Annotated in this window: 16 protein-coding genes; 4 read left to right on the forward strand and 12 right to left on the reverse strand. The window is 57.6% G+C overall.

Annotation, left to right across the window (positions count from 1 at the left end):
- Positions 1–2 precede the first annotated feature (2 nt).
- From FHN83_RS12265 to FHN83_RS12290, 6 genes are all read right to left on the reverse strand, one after another.
- On the reverse strand, positions 3–773 hold the full coding sequence (locus FHN83_RS12265; RefSeq protein WP_139563927.1) for a glycosyltransferase family 2 protein: 771 nt from the start codon (positions 771–773) through the stop codon (positions 3–5).
- The gene (gene waaA / locus FHN83_RS12270) at positions 773–2,047 is read right to left on the reverse strand and encodes a lipid IV(A) 3-deoxy-D-manno-octulosonic acid transferase (RefSeq protein ID WP_039030212.1); all 1,275 of its coding nucleotides are present in this window, start codon (positions 2,045–2,047) and stop codon (positions 773–775) included. Before waaA ends, FHN83_RS12265 begins: the two co-directional genes overlap by 1 nt.
- A 154-nt stretch (positions 2,048–2,201) precedes the next feature.
- On the reverse strand, positions 2,202–3,836 hold the full coding sequence (locus tag FHN83_RS12275; RefSeq protein WP_138370822.1) for a sulfatase-like hydrolase/transferase: 1,635 nt from the start codon (positions 3,834–3,836) through the stop codon (positions 2,202–2,204).
- An 18-nt stretch (positions 3,837–3,854) separates the two neighbouring features.
- Positions 3,855–4,826 (reverse strand): glycosyltransferase, encoded by a 972-nt coding sequence (locus tag FHN83_RS12280; protein WP_039030161.1) that lies wholly within the window; start codon positions 4,824–4,826, stop codon positions 3,855–3,857.
- A gap of 8 nt (positions 4,827–4,834) precedes the next feature.
- The gene (locus FHN83_RS12285; RefSeq protein WP_139563928.1) at positions 4,835–5,818 is read right to left on the reverse strand and encodes a glycosyltransferase; all 984 of its coding nucleotides are present in this window, start codon (positions 5,816–5,818) and stop codon (positions 4,835–4,837) included.
- A gap of 125 nt (positions 5,819–5,943) precedes the next feature.
- Positions 5,944–7,314 carry an O-antigen ligase family protein gene (locus tag FHN83_RS12290; protein ID WP_139563929.1) on the reverse strand — a complete coding sequence of 457 codons (1,371 nt, stop codon included), beginning with the start codon at positions 7,312–7,314 and terminating at the stop codon, positions 5,944–5,946.
- A gap of 254 nt (positions 7,315–7,568) precedes the next feature.
- On the opposite strand from FHN83_RS12290, the gene FHN83_RS12295 reads away from it, so the two are divergent.
- Entirely contained in the window at positions 7,569–8,672 is a 1,104-nt protein-coding gene (locus FHN83_RS12295) for a glycosyltransferase family 4 protein (RefSeq protein WP_139563930.1), read from the forward strand.
- Here FHN83_RS12295 and FHN83_RS12300 read toward each other — a convergent pair.
- The 5 genes from FHN83_RS12300 to rfaD are packed head-to-tail and all read right to left on the reverse strand — an operon-like array spanning position 8,651 to position 13,828.
- Positions 8,651–9,760 carry a glycosyltransferase family 4 protein gene (locus tag FHN83_RS12300; RefSeq protein ID WP_039030158.1) on the reverse strand — a complete coding sequence of 370 codons (1,110 nt, stop codon included), beginning with the start codon at positions 9,758–9,760 and terminating at the stop codon, positions 8,651–8,653. The genes FHN83_RS12295 and FHN83_RS12300 overlap by 22 nt on opposite strands.
- Complete coding sequence (gene rfaQ / locus FHN83_RS12305; protein ID WP_139563931.1) at positions 9,757–10,860, reverse strand: putative lipopolysaccharide heptosyltransferase III; 1,104 nt, start codon at positions 10,858–10,860, stop codon at positions 9,757–9,759. Before rfaQ ends, FHN83_RS12300 begins: the two co-directional genes overlap by 4 nt.
- On the reverse strand, positions 10,853–11,836 hold the full coding sequence (rfaC, locus tag FHN83_RS12310) for a lipopolysaccharide heptosyltransferase RfaC (RefSeq protein WP_039030156.1): 984 nt from the start codon (positions 11,834–11,836) through the stop codon (positions 10,853–10,855). Before rfaC ends, rfaQ begins: the two co-directional genes overlap by 8 nt.
- 3 nt (positions 11,837–11,839) lie before the next feature.
- Complete coding sequence (gene rfaF, locus FHN83_RS12315) at positions 11,840–12,886, reverse strand: ADP-heptose--LPS heptosyltransferase RfaF (RefSeq protein WP_139563932.1); 1,047 nt, start codon at positions 12,884–12,886, stop codon at positions 11,840–11,842.
- A 9-nt stretch (positions 12,887–12,895) separates the two neighbouring features.
- Positions 12,896–13,828, reverse strand: coding sequence for an ADP-glyceromanno-heptose 6-epimerase (gene rfaD / locus FHN83_RS12320; RefSeq protein WP_039030154.1), 933 nt, complete (start codon positions 13,826–13,828; stop codon positions 12,896–12,898).
- Between the two features lie 215 nt (positions 13,829–14,043).
- Here rfaD and kbl point away from each other — a divergent pair, with 215 nt between their 5' ends.
- The 3 genes from kbl (at position 14,044) to FHN83_RS12335 (ending at position 17,219) form a co-directional block, all read left to right on the forward strand.
- Positions 14,044–15,240, forward strand: a complete 1,197-nt coding sequence (gene kbl / locus FHN83_RS12325; RefSeq protein WP_039030153.1) for a glycine C-acetyltransferase — start codon at positions 14,044–14,046, stop codon at positions 15,238–15,240.
- Between the two features lie 9 nt (positions 15,241–15,249).
- Positions 15,250–16,275: an L-threonine 3-dehydrogenase gene (gene tdh, locus FHN83_RS12330; RefSeq protein WP_039030152.1), complete on the forward strand. Its 1,026-nt coding sequence runs from the start codon at positions 15,250–15,252 to the stop codon at positions 16,273–16,275.
- A gap of 140 nt (positions 16,276–16,415) precedes the next feature.
- Entirely contained in the window at positions 16,416–17,219 is an 804-nt protein-coding gene (locus tag FHN83_RS12335) for a glycosyltransferase family 2 protein (RefSeq protein WP_139563933.1), read from the forward strand.
- A 21-nt stretch (positions 17,220–17,240) separates the two neighbouring features.
- Here FHN83_RS12335 and FHN83_RS12340 read toward each other — a convergent pair whose 3' ends face one another.
- On the reverse strand, positions 17,241–18,185 hold the full coding sequence (locus FHN83_RS12340; RefSeq protein WP_039030150.1) for a divergent polysaccharide deacetylase family protein: 945 nt from the start codon (positions 18,183–18,185) through the stop codon (positions 17,241–17,243).
- Position 18,186 lies beyond the last annotated feature (1 nt).

Below are 18,186 nucleotides of genomic sequence, written 5' to 3' on the forward strand. Positions count from 1 at the left end.
GCTCACGCTTTCTCTGAGTAGCCGCGGCTCAGCGCCCACAGCTCGGTGTATTTATTAAAAGTATACTGGGCGTTAACCACCGCCAGTAACCAGCCCTGTTTCCCGTCCAGCACGCCACCACGCAGCACCAGCGTCTTCAGAAACGCCCCTGCGGTGTGGCTGAAAATTCCTGCCAGTGAGGTTCTCTTGCCGCGCTGGTGACGCTCCTGGGCCCACGCCGTGGCGTAATTAAGCTGTTTACGCTGGAAGCTGGCGAAATCACGGCAGGTGAGATGCAGCAGATCGCCGTCGAGGGCAATCACGGTCGAACCGTCGCAGGCCAGCGATTCATGAACCAGGTTATCGTTGTACTGATAGCGCGTGCGCGGGTAAAGGCGCATCACGCGATCGGGATACCAGCCGCTGTGTCGCATAAAGCGGCCGAGGAAGTAGTTGCGCCGGGCGATGCTGTAGACGGCGTCGGGCTGAGGGGCAGCCAGTACGCGCTGGATGGCCTGTTGAAGCTCAGGCGTGACGCGCTCGTCGGTGTCGATCATCAGGACGTAATCGCCGGTGGCGAACTGCTGCGCCCGCTGGCGCTGGATGCCATAACCCTGCCAGTCGGTATTAACATGCACCTGTACACCGGCGGCGCGGGCGACGTTAACCGTGTCGTCGGTACTGCCGGAATCAAGCAGGACAATCTCATCGGCCCATGCCACGGAGGCAAGGCAGTCCGGCAGCAGGTCAGCGGCGTTTTTGGCGATCATGACCACCGAAAGACGCGCAGGCATCAATGGCTCCGCACGGGCAGGTAAGGCTGCAGAAGTTGCAGCAGGCGGGTCAGCGCCCCCTGGTTCTGATGAAGCACTTCAACGGCGTGGCGGCCATACCACAGACGATAGTCTTCGTCGGTCAGCAGGGTGGAAATTTCCTTCACGACAGAGTTCGCATCGGTGACCGTAATCAGCCCGTCAGCCTGCTGCAGTTTGGCGCAGATATCTTTGAAGTTGAAAGTATGCGGCCCCATCAGCACCGGAATGGCGTGGGCTGCGGGCTCCAGCGGGTTATGCCCGCCACGCTCCACGAGGCTGCCGCCAACAAACGCCAGGTCGGCAATACCGTACAGCAGCATCAGTTCACCCATGGTATCGCCAATCACCACCTGGGTGCTGGCGGACGGGATTTCACCGCTGCTGCGCATCGTGAAGCTGAACCCGCCCTTTTGCACCATCTCGCGGGCGTCTTTAAATCGCTCAGGATGACGTGGCACCAGAATTAACAGCAGATCCGGGAAGGTTTCCAGAAGCTGGCGATGCGCCTGCAGGATAATCTCTTCTTCACCGTCGTGGGTGCTGGTGGCGATCCACACTTTGCGGCGCGGTGCCCACTGGCGACGCAGGGTCACTGCACGGGCTGCCAGCTCCGGCGTAACCGAAATATCAAACTTCAGGCTGCCGGTGACCGCCAGCTGGTTGCGCTTCAGGCCCAGCGACAGGAACCGGGCGCCATCTTCTTCATTTTGTGCCGCAATCAGGGTGATTTTGCTCAGCAGGCGGCGCATAAAGTTGCCCAGCTTGCCGTACCCCTTCGCGGAGCGCTCCGACAGACGGGCGTTGGCTACCACCAGCGGAATTTTGCGGGCGTGCAGGGCGGAAATCATATTCGGCCACAGCTCGGTTTCCATCACGATCACAAGCTTAGGGCGCACGGTGTTGAGGAAACGGTTCATGGCGCAGGGTAAATCATACGGCAGATAGACGTGATGCACGTCTTTGCCAAAGGCGGACATGGCGCGTTCGGAACCGGTTGGCGTCATGGTGGTGACGGTGATCGGCAAAGACGGATAGCGGTGGCGCAGGGCGCGGACCAGCGGAATAGCGGCCAGCGTTTCGCCCACCGAAACGGAGTGGAGCAGGATACCGTCCGGCGCAACTTTGTTGCGGCAATAACCATAGCGTTCAGCCCAGCGTTTACGGTAGGCAGGCGCTTTACGGCTACGCAGTAGCAGTCGTAGCCACACCAGTGGCTGAATAATATAGAGCAGAGCGGTATACAACAATTCCAAGCGATTATCCGTTTTTTCAGTTTCGGCGGGCAAATTCTAAGCATTTAGGCCGTTTAAAGCTATCCCTTTGGCGCTTTTGCTCAGCCATTTGCCTGTGTTACGTGCGTTCACAGATAAAAAAACGGGCATTAGCTGCCCGTTTAATTATTTCTGCTTAACGTTCCGCTTCCGGCAGCTCGTTCAGGTGATAGGTGACGCGCTCCGACAGTCCCCGAATATCACCCCCGGTGATGTAGTAGCTGTCGTCTTTCTGGTTCGGGTTACTGACCGCATACCCCAGCATCTTGTTGATCAGCGTCGCCATCTGGTAATGGTTGAGCGGGACCTGCGGGCTAATGTCGCTCATCGTATACGCCGGGTCGTTGCTGAAGTAGAGGAACGGCACCTGGGCAATGGGCATCTCGACGATGGAGTGACCGAACAGACCGCCATCGCCCACGCGTTCGCCGTGATCCGAGGTAATAAAGACCAGTACCGGCAGTTTGGATTTTGCCATCGCAGTCCGGATCGCCGACGCCAGCTCTTTGTCATACAGGCGCACGGCATCATCGTACTCGTTCTTCTTCTGCGCCACGTCATCACTCAGGCGTGGGGTAGAGAATTTGGCAAAGCCCTGCGGGATATTGCGCTCGTAAGGGATGTGCGGCGCACGGCTGTTCAGCACCATCAGGAAGGGTTTGTTCCAGTCCAGCTTCGCCTGCTCAACGGAAGGGGTCAGCACCACATCGGCACCCACGTCCGGCGCCGGGCGGATCTGCGTATCTTCCCACAGGTCGATATCGTGGATGCCAATCCAGTTGCTCAGCCCTTCCAGGCCCTGGGCGGAGATAAACGCCGTCTGGTAGCCCTGCTTTTTGGCATTGGTGAAGATGTTGGTCGACTTCGACTTATAGGCGGCGTAGTTGTCCGGCTCGCGCAGGTTGTTGACCAGCATCGGGATCGCCACACGTGTGGAGACCGCGTTCGAGACGATCAGACGGCCGGTCCCCTGATACTGCTGCATCAGCGCGTTCAGCTCAGGCGTGGTGTCGCGCTCATAGCCCAGCGCGCTGACGTGGTGCGGATTCAGGCTCTCGCCAATCGCCAGGATGATGGAGTATTTCCCGACCTGGCTGCCTTCAACCGGCTTAACCTCATAGGGCTCATAGTGCGCGATGTTCTGGTTCTCACCGGAAAGGGCTTCCGGGATCAGGCGAATGGCGCTGTAGCTCATGGCCGACAAACCGTTACGCAGCAGGGAGTGGCGCAGATCCGGGTTGAATTTGTACATCTGCCCGTCGATGGCTTTGTAGAACTGACCGGCAAACATCACCACGATAGCCAGCAGGCACGGCATAGCCACCCACTTATGCCACTGCGGCGCAAGGCGACGGGTAAAGACCAGCGCGAAGATCACCGCGACGGCCATGATGATAAAGTAGATCCCAAGCGATCCCAGACTGTCCGTAATGCCGCTGGCGATATCTTTGGTTTCGACAAAGGCCAGCCACACTTCGCTCGGGCCATAAAACTGGCCGTAGAACTGGTAATAGACCGCTTCCGATATCTGCACGATAAAGGTGACCGCCAGCAGGAGCCGGGTCAGGAAGTAACGGGCGCTGACGGCCGCCAGCAGGGAGATAATCAGGTACAGCGACATGTCGCTGGATTTCGGCTGGTACACATGGTCTTTCAGCAGGATGATGATTTCACACAGTGAAAACAGCACCAGGAATACCAGGGTTAATATCAGAGTACGCAGAATATTGCGGCGTGGCGTCAATGACGATCGTAAGGATGCTTTAAACATAAATGGACTCAAAGTAACTCAAAACTTCTTAGTCAGCGGGCGAATGGCTTTACCGAAACCAAAACGCAGTGCACGAACCAGGGTAGGGCGTTTATGCAGTCCTTTACGCCAGATATCTTCAAACAGGCTGAACCAGCGCGCGGCGACCGCTTCGCGGGAGTAGACCTGCAGACGCTTGTCACCCTGCTCACGCATCTGACGATAGAGTTCAGGGTGGTTTTTCAGCCGCATAATGGCATCGAAGGCTTCATCAGGCGTTTTGGCGATCAGGTAATCGAGTTCGCTTTCGCGAATAGCGCGATAGGACGGTTCATCGTCGCAGATCATCACCGTTTTGCCGAGCCAGTTGTTAATCAGCTTGCTGGCAGGTTTGCGGGCCAGTTTGTGGTCATGTGATTTACGGAAACTGATACAGACGTCGACGTCCTGGTAGTTGGTCCAGTTATCGAAGGAGATACGCAGGTCTATGCCTTGCTCAGCCAGACGCTGTTTGAAAGCCTCGCTGCGGAACGCCTCCGGGAAGCTGTCCACGCGGCCAAAAAAGGCCACGGTTTTAATGGTTTCATCGGTACGTTCGCGCGGTTTCACCCCCGGCTGCGGCCAGTAGGGGACGAAAACGCCGTTGCTGCGGTTGCCGGCTTCCGGGTTCTGATCCACCACCACGTCAGCGCCAATCACCGGTGGGCGGTCAGCACGGGCCACGACGGTCACGCCACGCCAGGGTTTAACGCGCGAGCCAAAATCATCGTTGTGCATCAGGTTGATGGCATCCGGGCGACACTCTGATCCAAAAGAACACTCAATGTCATCGCCGTAATAGTGCTTCAGCGCCAGGGTGGTCTGGAACGTCCAGCCGCCGCGCCCGCCACAGTAAAAACGCTCCGGAATGGTGTCCGGGTTTACGCGGTTATCCAGCAGCGTCTGGAAATCTGCATAGTTTTTAGCGATGAAATCAGCGCGGGAGACTGCGTGTAATTTAAGTTTGCTCATAATATCCGTTAGCCGATGATTTTCTTAAGACGGAAGTAACGACGCCCCAGGCGCCAGCGCTGACGCAAACCACGCGCGTTTTGCCAGATCATCGACCAGATGCCGCGATCGAACAGTTCCTGGGTGATTTCACGTTTTTTCGCGCTGTCTTCGATGTTGTTAATGCTGTGCAGAATACCCAGACCCTCTTTGGCGATTTGCCACTGACAGGCCGGGACACGCTTCACCTGTTCCGGGTGGCGCTTATTAATGGCGTCCAGCATTTCGAGGATCTTCATATAGTGACGTGACGAACGCATACGGGTGTCGTCGGTGCCAGGCGTATGGGAGACCGATGCAGAGTGGATCAGATAGTCGTAATAGACTTCGTCAATATACTGAACGCGTTTCGCGGTAAGCAGCACTTCTGTAGTCCAGGGAATATCCTGATGGCGCAGGCCATGCTCGAAGGTAAAACCCTGGGCTTTGATAAAGGCGTGGCGATAAATATTCAGCCAGGTGACATGCAGGAATTTGCGCGAGGCCAGCGCCATCTGCAGCCATTCGGGGCCGTCCAGTACGCCGGTTGAGGCCAGTTTGTCGGATGGGAAAATCTTTTTCGACGGGCGGCCATCGTCATAAATATAGGTGCCGTTGCAGGTCGCGACATCCAGCTGGCCCGCAAAGGCGATCTCCAGCAGGCGCGGATACATGCCAGGGTAAATAACGTCATCAATATCCGGGAACGCAACGTATTCGCCGGTAGCCACGGCAAGGCCGGTATTGCGCGCGGCTGATACGCCGCCATTAGGCTGGTTAATGACCTGAAAATGGGTAAATTCGTCGGCATAGCGGGAAATAATTTCAGCTGAGCGATCCGTCGAGCCGTCATTAACAATAATCAGTTCCAGACTCGGTAAATTCTGCTGTTTAATGCTGTCAAAAAAAGCGCTCAGGAATTTTTCGCCATTATAAACGGCAACGATGAGGCTTAATTGAGGCGTTTCAGACATGCTTTCTCCGTAAAAATACGCAGCAATTAAAAGGGTATAACCATTACATTCAACGGCATTTCGACAGCCGACAGGCTAAAGCGTTCCGCGCCAGAGTGTTAAACACCTCTGGCGCGGATAAATTATCAGGATGTTAGCTTTTCAGTCGGCGCAGGGCGTAGCGCGCACATGCCAACCAGCAGGCCGGTCAGTAACATATACTGCTCAAGATAGTGATCTTTGAGGTTATGGTCGACCATGGTTCGGCAGAAGAAGCCGACGGTAAAGAGCAGCAGGAACATCCCTACCATCATTTTACCGCGACGGAACTCCCGCCAACCGATATACCAGCAGCCCACCAGCAGGAGCAGCCAGCCCGCGATGCCGACAACACCGTTCTGAATACCGAATTCAATCAGGCCGTAGTGGCTGTGGGGAATGTTAATGCGGTTATCCTGGGTATCCCGGCGCAGCACATAGCGGAAGGCCTCTTTTTTGGCTCCTACGCCTGCCGGGTGTTCGGCAATTAACATCCAGCCCTGGTGGAAGAAGCTGGCCCGACAGCCATTAGAATGGTTCATCGGTACACCCAGACTGTTTACCGGTACGGCACCGTCTGTTTTGTTATAGCAAAAGCTGGTGAAAGGAGCATTCCAGCCAGCAATGGCATCACTTTCAAGGGTTTGCCAGCGTGGGTCAGTTTTCCAGGAGGCATAGCCGAGCAGCGCAGAGGCAACAATAAGGCCAACCAGAATACCACCGGTGACGATAACCCGGCTGCGGCGCATGCTGTGCAGGCTCAGCAGGATAAATGTAGAGAAAAGGCTACCGACCAGACCGATGGTGCCCCAGCGGGTATCCACCAGCGCGGTACAGACCAGGTTGCTCAACAGGATCAGCGTCAGGAACGGGGTTTTCAGGCGCAGGAAGCGTTGTTTTAACAGACCGCGCGCCAGCAACTCCGCAAGGATAAAGCCGGTGATCATGTTGATCTGGAAGCTCATGCGGGTGCGGTTATAGACAATCCGCGTTTCGCCCCAGTGAATAAAGCCGTCACGCCAGTAGAGCCAGAGAGTATCAAGCAGATGGACGCAGACCACGCCCCAGAAAAAGAGGATCACCAGCGTAAAGTAGCGCGCGGCGGTCACGGAAGGGTATGTCCTTTGGATCGCCGGTAATAGTACCAGGCCCGCACAGAACAGTAATACCGGACGTAACCACTGGCCGCTCCAGGCAGAAACCATCTCTTTTATGTCTGGCGCGACAAAAAAACCATTAATCAGAATAAAGAAAGTTAACGCCCATATAACAATAAGAACGAACTTAATTTTGCTTAAATCCAGCCGTTGTCTGGTAGTGCTTTTGCTAAAAAACAGACCAAGGGCGACAGCAACAATGGGATAAATCAAACCATTGCGGTGAAACGGCAGCTGATCGTTGGGAATAGGCCAGACAAAACATAAAGCCAGTACAGCAAGGACTAACAGACCTGTCAGAATGTTACGAGTATTTGTCATATATTTTGGGCTGGTTAAGGATTTTCGGTTCTTACCGGCTAATTAACAATGCAGTGAGCGATTTCCACGGTTTTTCAGTGGGAAATAAAAAGCCAAAGAAAACTATCACAAATACCTGACCTACAGAAGGACAATGTTTGTAAGCAAGAATAATCCCTATCGCGCCTTCAGGTACCGGGAGTTTATGTATTACCGGGGCCGTAACGGTTATAATTTGTTGTTATGCCAGCTATTGCACAATAACCAGGAAAAGTATGCATATTGTTCACACTGAAGCAGACGGGGGTAAGGGCGGCCAGCCGTTACGCATTATTAATGAATCTCTTGGGATGATTCAGCACGGCCATCAGGTGACCATACTTTGCCCGGAAAGTGCCCCGCTGCACGCCCTGGCACGCGATGCCGGGTTAACGGTGGTCACCATGCCGTTAAGGCGTAAAAATCTTCATAGCCTGCAGCAGCTGCGCGGCTGGCTGAAAGCGAACCGCCACTCTGTTGATGTCATAAACAGTCACAATTCTGCCGATACCTGGCTGGTGGCGCTGGCTAATCTCACCCTGTCGAATCCGGTCCCGCTGGTGCGTACCCGTCATGCCTCCGGCGTCCCGCGCAATAACTGGACCACCCGCTGGCTGTTTCGTAAAGCCTGCGCCCATATCGTGACCACCGGAGAGGCGCTGCGTCAGCAAATGGCGGACATCGGCGTGCCGATGGCCCAGAGCACGTCAGTACCCAGCGGCGTGGATACGCAGCGTTTTCATCCGGCGGATAAACAGCAGGCCCGGGCGCACTGCGGTCTGTCGCAGGAGGATTTCTGGCTGGGGGTAGTGTCGCATCTGCGTCCAAACAAAGGCCATAGCGTGCTGTTACGCGCTCTCGCTGCCATTGATAACCCGCACATTAAGCTGGCGATTGTCGGTGAAGGGCCGCATAAAGCGACGCTGGAGCAGGAGATCGTGGCGCAGGGGTTACAGGAGCGGGTGGTGATGGCGGGGCACCGCAGCGATCCGGAGCGCTGGTTCCCGGCGTTTGATATCGCGCTCAGTCCTTCGCACGATATGGAGGGCGTTCCGCAGGGGGTACTGCAATCGCTGGCCTCGCGGATCGCGACCATTGCCACCGACGCAGGCGGCACGGCAGATGCGGTGATTAACGGCCAGACCGGGATGTTGATTGCGCAGCGCGACGAAGCGGCGCTGCGCGAGGCGATTGTGAAGCTGTATGAGGACGCTTTGCTGCGCGAAACGCTGGCGCAGCAGGGTTACGATTACCTGTGCAGCCATTTTACCCGGGAGTGCATGCTTGAGTCGATGGAGAAGGTCTTCTCCACCGCGGCTCAGCGCAGCAGTTCGCGATAGAGTGCCTGCAGCTCTTTCGCCATTCGCTCCAGGGTATAAGGCTCAGCAGTCGCGCGTGCTGCTGCTGAGTAATCAGTGCCCTGCCTGCGTCCTTCAAGCCAGAGTCCGATTGTCTGCTGATAACCGTCGCTGTCGAGCGCGTCGCGTACCCAGCCGTTTACCCCCTCTTCAATCCACTCCGCCGCACCGCAGCCATGGCTGGTGAGCAGCGGCAGGCCGCAGGCCAGCGCTTCGACACAGACGTTCGGGAAGGGATCGTAAAGCGTCGGCAGGATCAGCGCGTCGGCGGTGCCGTAAACCTGGCGCACGTCGGCAACCGGCCCCAGAAAACGTACCCGGGATGCCACACCGAGCGTCTGCGCCAGCTTTTCAAATTTGCGGGCGTGCTTGTCGCGCCCGGCAATCAGCAGCCAGACGTCAGGATGCGGCACAATGGCCCGCAGCGCCGTCGCCACCCCTTTACGGCTGAAGCCGGAACCCACATAGGCCAGAACAGGCGCATTCTGTGGGATCCCCTGCGCATCGCGCAGAGAGTGCGTGCGCACCGCCGGGCTGAAGTGGTTGGTATCCACACCGTTGTAGATCACCGTCAGCTTGTCATCCGTCAGGCCAAAGCGGCGGGCAATATCGTCCCGCACCATCTTCGAGTTGCAGATCACTTTGCGCAGTGCAGGGTGAGTAAACATCTGCGCTTCCGCCCGCAAAATATAGCGATGGTAGCGGCTCAGGGACTGCGCCCAGCGCGCCAGCGGCGACTGGATGCGGTTGTACTGCTCAAGCCAGGTGGCGTGTACGCCGTCACCGGCCCGGAAGATGGTTGCCCCCGGAATGCGCTCGTGGCTCTGCACGATATCGAACTGCGCAAACTGCGCCGCCGCGGCGTCGGCAAAGCCCGATTCGCGGTCAAGGCGGTTACGGAATGAGGGATTAACGGTCAGCGTTTTCCAGCCAGCGGCATCTTCCCACTGGCGGGCGATCAGCGTGACGTCCAGGGCCGTATCCTGAGCCAGGACGTTCAGCGCGCGGGAGACGAAGCGCTCCGCGCCGCCGTTAGGGTTATAGGTCTGTCGGACGATAGCCAGCTTCATGCCGGATTTTCCAGCAGCAGGGTATCAATGGCGCTCAGCACCATTTGCGGGGTGATGGCCGTAATACAGTCGGAGACGCCGCTGTCGCCGCAGCCCGCTTTACCGCAGGGCTGACAGGTAAATCCGGCGGTGATGACGCGGTAGTTCACCCCCCACGGCGCCCATTTGATCGCCCCGGTCGGGCCGAAGATGGCGACGGTCGGGGTGCCCACGGCGCTGGCGAGGTGCATCGGCATAGAGTCGACGCCGAAATAGATCCGTGCATGCTTCATCAGCGCACCCAGCTCTTTCAGGTTCAGCTGGCCGCTCAAATCAAACACCGGCTGGGTGAGCGCGGCGCGCAGCTCATCCATATAGGCGGTCTCTTCTTTTGACGGCGCGGCGGAGAGGATAATGGGCAGGCCGCGGGCCGCCAGCGTATCGATGGTCGCCGCCAGCTTGTTGATATCCCAGGCCTTAAACATCCAGCGCGACGTGGGATGGACCAGAATATAAGAGCCGCTGCTCAGCCCGAATCCGGCCAGTTTCTCCGCAATCGACGCTTCTGCCGCGTCGCCCGGCACAAACAGGGTATGTTTGTCGGCATCGGTCTGCGGATGAATGCCGATCCGCCGCAGCGCATCCAGGTTCACCTCCACCATATGGCGGCTGTTATCCTGGATCGCCGGATAGAGGGTGGTAAAGGATTTCACCCAGCGACGACGCGCCAGCCCGCCACGCTTATCAGGCTTAAAGCCGACGGAGACGCGGGGCTTCAGCCGACGCGCCAGACGGGCGCCGTGCCAGTGTTCGGTCAGGTTGATCAGCACGTCGTAGTCACGCCCTTTCAGGGTGTTCAGCAACGCACGGTACAGCCGGAACTGCGCGAACCAGCCTTTTTTACGCCAGTTACGCCCGATGGTGTGCACCTGGTCGATAAACGGATGGCTGGTGAGCATCGCCTGGGTGTCGTCATACACCAGGGCATCCACTTCGACGTTGGGATAGTTAGTTTTCAACACCGTAAAGACCGGCGAGGTCAGCAGAACGTCACCGTGATGACGCAGCTTAACGATCAGCACGCGCTTCGGTGGGCGCTCCGCTGAGAAAAAATCAGACATAGGCTCTCTCTGCTGCCAGCAAAGGCTCTAATTGCGCAAATACCGCAGTGGCGGACAGGTCGCTCAGCTGCGATGAATGTTCCGGGCGGCAGATATATTGATTTTTGCCGTAGCCGCCAATCAGACCCGGATCCGTCGGGCCGTAAAGCGTAATATTAGGACGATCCAGCGCCGCCGTCAGGTGGCTGAGTCCGGTATCAACCGAGACGACTGCCGTTGCTCCCGCCAGCTCCTGCGCGACGCCATCCAGCTTCATGCGGGGCAGCACGTCCACGTATGCAAACCCTTCTGCCAGACGTTTCGCCCTCGCCTCTTCGTGCGGGGCGCCCCATGGCAGCCGGATGCGCAGGCCCGCGTTGCCCAGCAGGCCGATAAGCTCACGCCAGTGCGCTTCCGGCCAGTGTTTATCATCCCGGGTGGTGGCGTGCAGGAAGATGAGATAAGGCGCGTCTGGTTTTGCATCGTGCAGGAAATGCTGCGAAATCGCATAGTCGCCCTGCATCTCTGGTCTGGCATAACCCAGGCTTTTGGCGAACAGCTCCCGGGTGCGTTCTACCGCGTGCTGCTGTTTAGCGATGGCGTGACGGCGGTTGTAGAACAGGCTGGCCAGCGGTTCGCGGGCGCTCTGCCAGTCCATGCCGTGCTTCACGCCGTGCGCCAGCCGGGTGACCAGCGCCGCGCTTTTCACCAGCCCCTGGGCATCGATAATGGCGTCGTAACGCTGCGCCTGCACCGCGTCGCGAAAGGCCTTACGCTCGGCCTTGATCGGGGCGGAGAACCAGGCTTTGCGCCAGCGACGGATCGCCACCGGGATCACCCGGTCGACGGCGGCATGCCAGGTGGGGATCTGCGCGAAGCCTTCTTCAACTACCCAGTCAAAACGGATGCCCGGAATCGCCTGCATGGCGTCAGTGAGCGCGGGCAGGGTGTGCAGCACATCGCCCATGGAGGAGGTTTTAACGATCAGTACCCGCATCCGTTACCCTTCTTCGCTCAACAGCAGTTCGTTGAGCTCGTCGAGGACACGCTGCGGGGTAATGTCGATCAGGCTCTGGTGATAGCCTTCGGCGGCGTCACCTTTACGCACTTTGTGGTAGCCGGTGATTAGACGAATGACGCGCGCCTTACTGGACAGCGGCGGCGTGAAGTCCGGGCTGCTCGGGCCGTACAGCGCCACCAGCGGGCGATTCAGCGCCGCGGCTACGTGCATCAGGCCGGAGTCGTTTGTCACCACCGCCTTACAGGCGGCGAGCAGGATCACCGCCTGCTCCAGCTGGGTCTCCCCGGCCAGGTTACGGCACCAGGCCTGCTGCTCGATGCTCAGGGCGGCGAGAATTTCATTGCCCGCCTCGTGATCTTTCGCCGAGCCGAACAGGACAATCTGATAGCCTTCATCGATCAGCTGCTTCGCCAGATCGGCATAGTGATAGTGCGGCCAGCGCTTCGCCGGGCCGAACTCCGCGCCGGGGCAGAAGCCAATCATCGGGCGATCGGCCAGCAGGCCAAAGGTGTTGCAGGTGTGGGATTTCTCACCCTCGTTGACCTGAAGCTGCGGCCAGAGCAGCGGCTGCGGCAGATCTTTCGCGCTGCGCATCACCCCTTTGTCGTAGGCCAGCGCCACGTAGCGCTCTACCATCAGCGGCCAGGCCTCTTTATCCAGTACGCGGGCGTCATTCAGCAGGCCGTAGCGCATCTCGCCGCGCCAGCCGGTGCGGTGCGGCACCCCCGCAAAGAACGGGACAAGGGCAGACTTAAAGGAGTTAGGCAGCACGAAGGCGCGGTCGTAGCGTTTGTCGCGCAGGTTATGGCCGAGCTTGCGGCGCTCTGCGAGCTCCAGCGCCCCGTGGCCGAGCGGCATCGGGATCGCCTCGTTAACTTCTGGCATCCGCGATAACAGCGGACGGCACCACGCGGGTGCCATCACGTCAATTATCGCCTGGGGATAGCGCGCCTTGAGCGTGCGATAGAGACTTTGCGACATCATCATGTCGCCCACCCATGACGGGCCGATCACCAGTATCTTCATGCTTATTTCTTACGCCTTGCGGTTCAGCCAGGCCATATATTCCGTTACCCCTTCGGCAACGGTCTTGAACGGCTTGTCATAGCCCGCAGCGCGCAGGTTGGTCAGATCTGCCTGAGTAAATGCCTGATAGCGGCCTTTCAGCTTATCCGGGAACGGGATGTACTCAATGCTGCCTTTCTGGTGGTACGCCAGGGTTGCGTCAGCCACCGCCTGGAAGGACTCTGCGCGACCGGTCCCCAGGTTGAAAATGCCGGAAACGCCGTTTTCCCAGAACCACAGGTTAACTGCCGCCACGTCACCCACGTAGACGAAGTCACGCTTGAAGCCATCGCTGCCTTCGAACAGTTTCGGGGTTTCGCCGTTGTTCAACTGGGTATTGAGGTGGAAGGCCACGCTCGCCATGCTGCCTTTGTGGCCTTCGCGCGGTCCGTAGACGTTGAAGTAGCGGAAGCCGACAATCTGGGAGTTCGCTTCTGGCAGCACCTGGCGCACGTATTCGTCGAACAGGAACTTGGAGTAGCCATAAACGTTCAGCGGCTGCTCGTATTCGCGGGATTCGATGAAGTCGGAGGTGCGTCCGCCGTAGGTCGCCGCAGAAGAGGCGTACAGGAACGGAATTTCGCGCTCCAGGCAGTAGTGCAGGATCTCTTTAGAGTACTGGTAGTTATTGTCCATCATATACTTGCCGTCCCACTCGGTGGTGGAGGAGCAAGCACCTTCATGGAAGATTGCGTCGATATCGCCGAACTCTTCGCCCGCCATAATCTGGATCAGAAAGTCTTCTTTATCCATGTAGTCGGCAATGTTCAGATCCACCAGGTTTACGAACTTGGTGCCGTCTTTCAGGTTGTCCACCACCAGAATGTCGGTGATGCCTTTGTCATTGAGGGCCTTGATAATGTTGCTGCCGATAAAGCCCGCGCCGCCGGTAACGATGATCATAACTGTAACCTTTGAAGTGTGGAGCCCGGGGACAATCCCGGGCACTAATATTCATATCATATCATTAGTATGACCACCCTTCAGCCATTCACCGACTTAGCGCAGGGGTACACGTGATTTATGCTGCAAAAACGATAACAGTTAAAGCGTCATCTCGTATCAACGTATAGCTTTGGGTAATATGTGCCAAAATTTGTTGAGTCTGGAGAATTGCAATGCGTGGTGATTTTTACAAACAGTTAACCAGTGACCTGGAAACCGCGCGGGCGGAAGGGTTGTTCAAAGAAGAGCGAATCATTACTTCCGCTCAGCAGGCGGATATCACCGTTGCCGACGGCAGCCAGGTGATTAACTTCTGCGCCAACAACTACCTGGGTCTTGCGAATCACCCTGAGCTGATTGCCGCTGCGAAAGCGGGCATGGACACCCACGGTTTTGGCATGGCCTCCGTGCGTTTCATCTGCGGTACCCAGGACAGCCACAAGGCGCTGGAGAGCAAGCTGGCCGCCTTCCTCGGGATGGAAGACGCCATTCTGTACTCGTCCTGCTTTGACGCCAACGGCGGTCTGTTCGAGACCCTGCTCGGCGCGGAAGATGCGATTATTTCCGATGCCCTGAACCACGCGTCGATCATCGACGGCGTGCGTCTGTGTAAAGCGAAGCGTTTCCGCTACGCCAATAACGACATGGTTGAGCTGGAAGCGCGTCTGAAAGAGGCCCGTGAAGCCGGTGCGCGTCACGTGCTGATCGCCACCGACGGCGTGTTCTCCATGGACGGCGTGATCGCCAACCTGAAAGGCGTCTGCGACCTGGCGGACAAATACGATGCGCTGGTGATGGTTGATGACTCCCACGCCGTCGGCTTTGTCGGCGAAAACGGCCGTGGATCCCACGAATACTGCGACGTGATGGGCCGCGTGGACATCATCACCGGCACCCTGGGGAAAGCCCTCGGCGGCGCGTCTGGCGGCTATACCGCGGCGCGCAAAGAGGTGGTGGAGTGGCTGCGTCAGCGTTCCCGTCCGTATCTCTTCTCCAACTCCCTGGCCCCGGCCATCGTTTCCGCCTCCATTAAAGTGCTGGAGATGGTGGAATCGGGTGCCGATCTGCGCGACAAACTGTGGGCCAACGCCCGTCTGTTCCGCGAAAAAATGACCGCCGCAGGCTTTACGCTGGCCGGTGCCGATCACGCCATTATCCCGGTCATGCTGGGTGACGCCGTGGTGGCGCAGAACTTCGCCCGCGAACTGCAGAAAGAGGGTATTTACGTCACCGGTTTCTTCTTCCCGGTGGTGCCAAAAGGTCAGGCGCGTATCCGCACCCAGATGTCTGCGGCGCATTCCCCTGAACAAATTGAGCGTGCGGTGGAAGCCTTTACCCGCATCGGCAAACAACTGGGCGTGATTGCCTGAGGACGTGTGATGAAAGCGTTATCCAAACTGAAAGCGGAAGAAGGCATCTGGATGACCGACGTTCCGGAGCCGGAAGTCGGTCATAACGATCTGCTGATTAAAATTCGTAAAACCGCCATCTGCGGTACTGACGTACATATCTACAACTGGGACCAGTGGTCGCAGAAAACCATTCCGGTCCCGATGGTGGTCGGTCACGAATACGTCGGCGAAGTGGTTGGCATCGGTCAGGAAGTGAAAGGCTTTAAAATTGGCGATCGCGTCTCCGGCGAAGGCCATATCACCTGCGGCCACTGCCGTAACTGCCGCGGCGGACGCACCCACCTGTGCCGCAACACCGTCGGCGTGGGCGTTAACCGCCCGGGCTGCTTCGCAGAATACCTGGTGATCCCGGCGTTCAACGCCTTCAAAATCCCGGACAACATCTCTGACGATCTGGCCTCCATCTTCGACCCATTTGGTAATGCGGTGCACACCGCGCTGTCGTTCGATCTGGTGGGCGAAGACGTACTGGTTTCCGGTGCAGGCCCAATCGGCATCATGGCGGCTGCCGTGGCGAAACACGTCGGTGCGCGTAACGTGGTGATCACCGATGTGAACGAATACCGTCTGTCCCTGGCGCGCAAAATGGGCGTTACCCGTGCGGTGGACGTCTCTAAAGAGAACCTGAACGACGTGATGGAAGAGCTGGGCATGACCGAGGGCTTTGACGTCGGTCTGGAGATGTCCGGTGCGCCGCCGGCGTTCCGCACTATGCTCGACACCATGAACCACGGCGGACGTATTGCAATGTTAGGTATTCCGCCGTCGGACATGTCCATCGACTGGAACAAAGTCATCTTCAAGGGTCTGTTCATCAAGGGTATTTACGGCCGCGAGATGTTCGAAACCTGGTACAAGATGGCGGCGCTGATCCAGTCTGGTCTGGATCTCTCCCCAATCATTACTCATCGCTTCTCCATCGATGAGTTCCAGCAGGGCTTTGACGCGATGCGTTCAGGCCAGTCAGGGAAAGTTATCCTGAGCTGGAATTAAGTAAAAAAGCGCCTGCGGGCGCTTTTTTTTCGCTGGCCTCACGTTTTTTAGTCCACAACCGGAATGCCACCAACTTTTCTTCGCTTTTTTCCCCCTGCGCTTATAGAGTCTTTGGAAGTTTACTCAACTTTACAGCGCCTATGTTCAAGCTCACCGTTTGTTTATTGACCTGTAACTCAGCGCGACTGCTGCGAGAGGTATTGCCTCCGTTGATGGTGGTCGCCGATGAGATCGTTGTCCTCGACTCCGGCAGTCACGACGGCACGTTAGCCATTTGCCAGGAGTACGGCATCAGCACCCATCATCACCCTTATGCCATGCATGGCGTACAGATGAATCACGCCATCGATCTGGCGAGCAACGACTGGGTGTTATGCATGGACAGCGATGAGATTCTGGATGCGGAAACCGTGGATTTCATCCTGCAGCTGAAGGCGGGCGAGGAACCTCATCCGCAGCTGGCGTGGCGCATCTCCCGCTACTGGCACGTGCTGGGGGAAGAGGTACGCACTATTTATCCCATCTCTTCACCTGACTTCCCGGTACGGCTGTTTAACCGCACCCAGGCGCGCTTTAATCAGCGGCCGGTGGATGACAAAGTGGAAGGGGCGATCCAGTCGGTAAAAATCCCGGGCCGCGTGCGCCATGACACCTTCTATTCCCTGCATGAAGTGTTCAACAAGCTCAACAGCTACACCACTCGCCTGGTGAAGTACCAGACCATCAGGCCGTCGATTGCGCGCGGTGCAATCAGCGCCATCGGCGCGTTCTTCAAGTGGTATCTGTTCAGCGGCGCGTGGCGCCAGGGGAGAGTCGGCGTAGTGACTGGTCTTTACGCCACCTTTTACAGCTTTCTGAAATATTTCAAAGCCTGGTATCAGCATAAGGAACAAAAGGCGTCCGCGAGCAAAAAAAAGCACGCGGACTCCCACGTCATTGAGTAAGCCATCCCGCCTGAGGTGGAATTAACTTTTCTTACCCCATCCCTGCCACTGCAGCTGAACATATTTCACCAGCGTGCTCTGGCTGATGCTTTCACCAATCACCGAGAAGTAGCGGGTAACGTAGACCGGCTCCGGCGGCTGTTTAGGTGCGCAAAGCGTCACGCCACGGAAAGGGTTACGCGGTTTTGTGCCAGGCGCAGCGCCGGCGGGCGGCGGGCTGACCGGCCGGGAGGTATCCACCTGCGGCTCGTTGAGCAGGCTGCTCGCCGGAACCAGGGTGATATCCGCAGGCAGGGATGGCAGCATCTGCTGCAATACGCGAACGGTGGACGGATGCGGGTGACCAATAGCGATAGCCGAACCTGAGCGACGGGCTACCTGCACGGCGCGGTTAAACTGGAAGCGGATATCGGCTTCGTTCTGCGTGTCATCGAGGAACACTTTGCGCTTAATCACCTTCACGCCGGTGCCCTGGGCAGCGCGCATCGCCTGGCTGTTGCCGATGGTCATGCTGTCCAGAAAGTAGAGGTTATAGCGCGCCAGGGACTGCATCACCTTCTGCATGCCAAACAGGCTGGAGGTCATGGCGCTGCCCATATGGTTGTTCAACCCTACCGCGTAAGGCACTTTGTTGTACGCCTCGCGGATGATGCGGTCGATCTCGTCACTGCTCATCTCCGGGCGCAGCGTGTCTTTTTCCAGCGGCTGTTTACTGAGCGGCGCCATCGGCAGATGGATCAACACTTCGTGCCCGCTGTTATGGGCTTTGGTGGCCATTTCATGCGCGTGAGGCGCGTTTGGCAGGACGGCGACAGAGACGGCGGACGGCATCGCCAGGACCTGATTTTCTGTGTGTGGACGATAACCGAAGTCATCAATAACGATAGCGAGTTTACCTGCGTAAACCGGCATCGCCAGCGCCAGTGCGCTGACGAGGGGAAAAACCATACGACGAAATTGAAGCAAA

This window comes from Leclercia adecarboxylata, from assembly GCF_006171285.1.
GTDB lineage: Bacteria > Pseudomonadota > Gammaproteobacteria > Enterobacterales > Enterobacteriaceae > Enterobacter > Enterobacter barmai.

Bases quoted from the DNA above. Each gene is read 5' to 3' on its own strand.
- FHN83_RS12265 (WP_139563927.1), bottom strand. From the start codon at position 773: ATGCCTGCGCGTCTTTCGGTGGTCATGATCGCCAAAAACGCCGCTGAC.
- FHN83_RS12275 (WP_138370822.1), bottom strand. From the start codon at position 3,836: ATGTTTAAAGCATCCTTACGATCGTCATTGACGCCACGCCGCAATATT.
- FHN83_RS12280 (WP_039030161.1), bottom strand. From the start codon at position 4,826: ATGAGCAAACTTAAATTACACGCAGTCTCCCGCGCTGATTTCATCGCT.
- FHN83_RS12285 (WP_139563928.1), bottom strand. From the start codon at position 5,818: ATGTCTGAAACGCCTCAATTAAGCCTCATCGTTGCCGTTTATAATGGC.
- FHN83_RS12290 (WP_139563929.1), bottom strand. From the start codon at position 7,314: ATGACAAATACTCGTAACATTCTGACAGGTCTGTTAGTCCTTGCTGTA.
- FHN83_RS12295 (WP_139563930.1), top strand. From the start codon at position 7,569: ATGCATATTGTTCACACTGAAGCAGACGGGGGTAAGGGCGGCCAGCCG.
- FHN83_RS12300 (WP_039030158.1), bottom strand. From the start codon at position 9,760: ATGAAGCTGGCTATCGTCCGACAGACCTATAACCCTAACGGCGGCGCG.
- rfaQ (WP_139563931.1), bottom strand. From the start codon at position 10,860: ATGTCTGATTTTTTCTCAGCGGAGCGCCCACCGAAGCGCGTGCTGATC.
- rfaC (WP_039030156.1), bottom strand. From the start codon at position 11,836: ATGCGGGTACTGATCGTTAAAACCTCCTCCATGGGCGATGTGCTGCAC.
- rfaF (WP_139563932.1), bottom strand. From the start codon at position 12,886: ATGAAGATACTGGTGATCGGCCCGTCATGGGTGGGCGACATGATGATG.
- rfaD (WP_039030154.1), bottom strand. From the start codon at position 13,828: ATGATCATCGTTACCGGCGGCGCGGGCTTTATCGGCAGCAACATTATC.
- kbl (WP_039030153.1), top strand. From the start codon at position 14,044: ATGCGTGGTGATTTTTACAAACAGTTAACCAGTGACCTGGAAACCGCG.
- tdh (WP_039030152.1), top strand. From the start codon at position 15,250: ATGAAAGCGTTATCCAAACTGAAAGCGGAAGAAGGCATCTGGATGACC.
- FHN83_RS12335 (WP_139563933.1), top strand. From the start codon at position 16,416: ATGTTCAAGCTCACCGTTTGTTTATTGACCTGTAACTCAGCGCGACTG.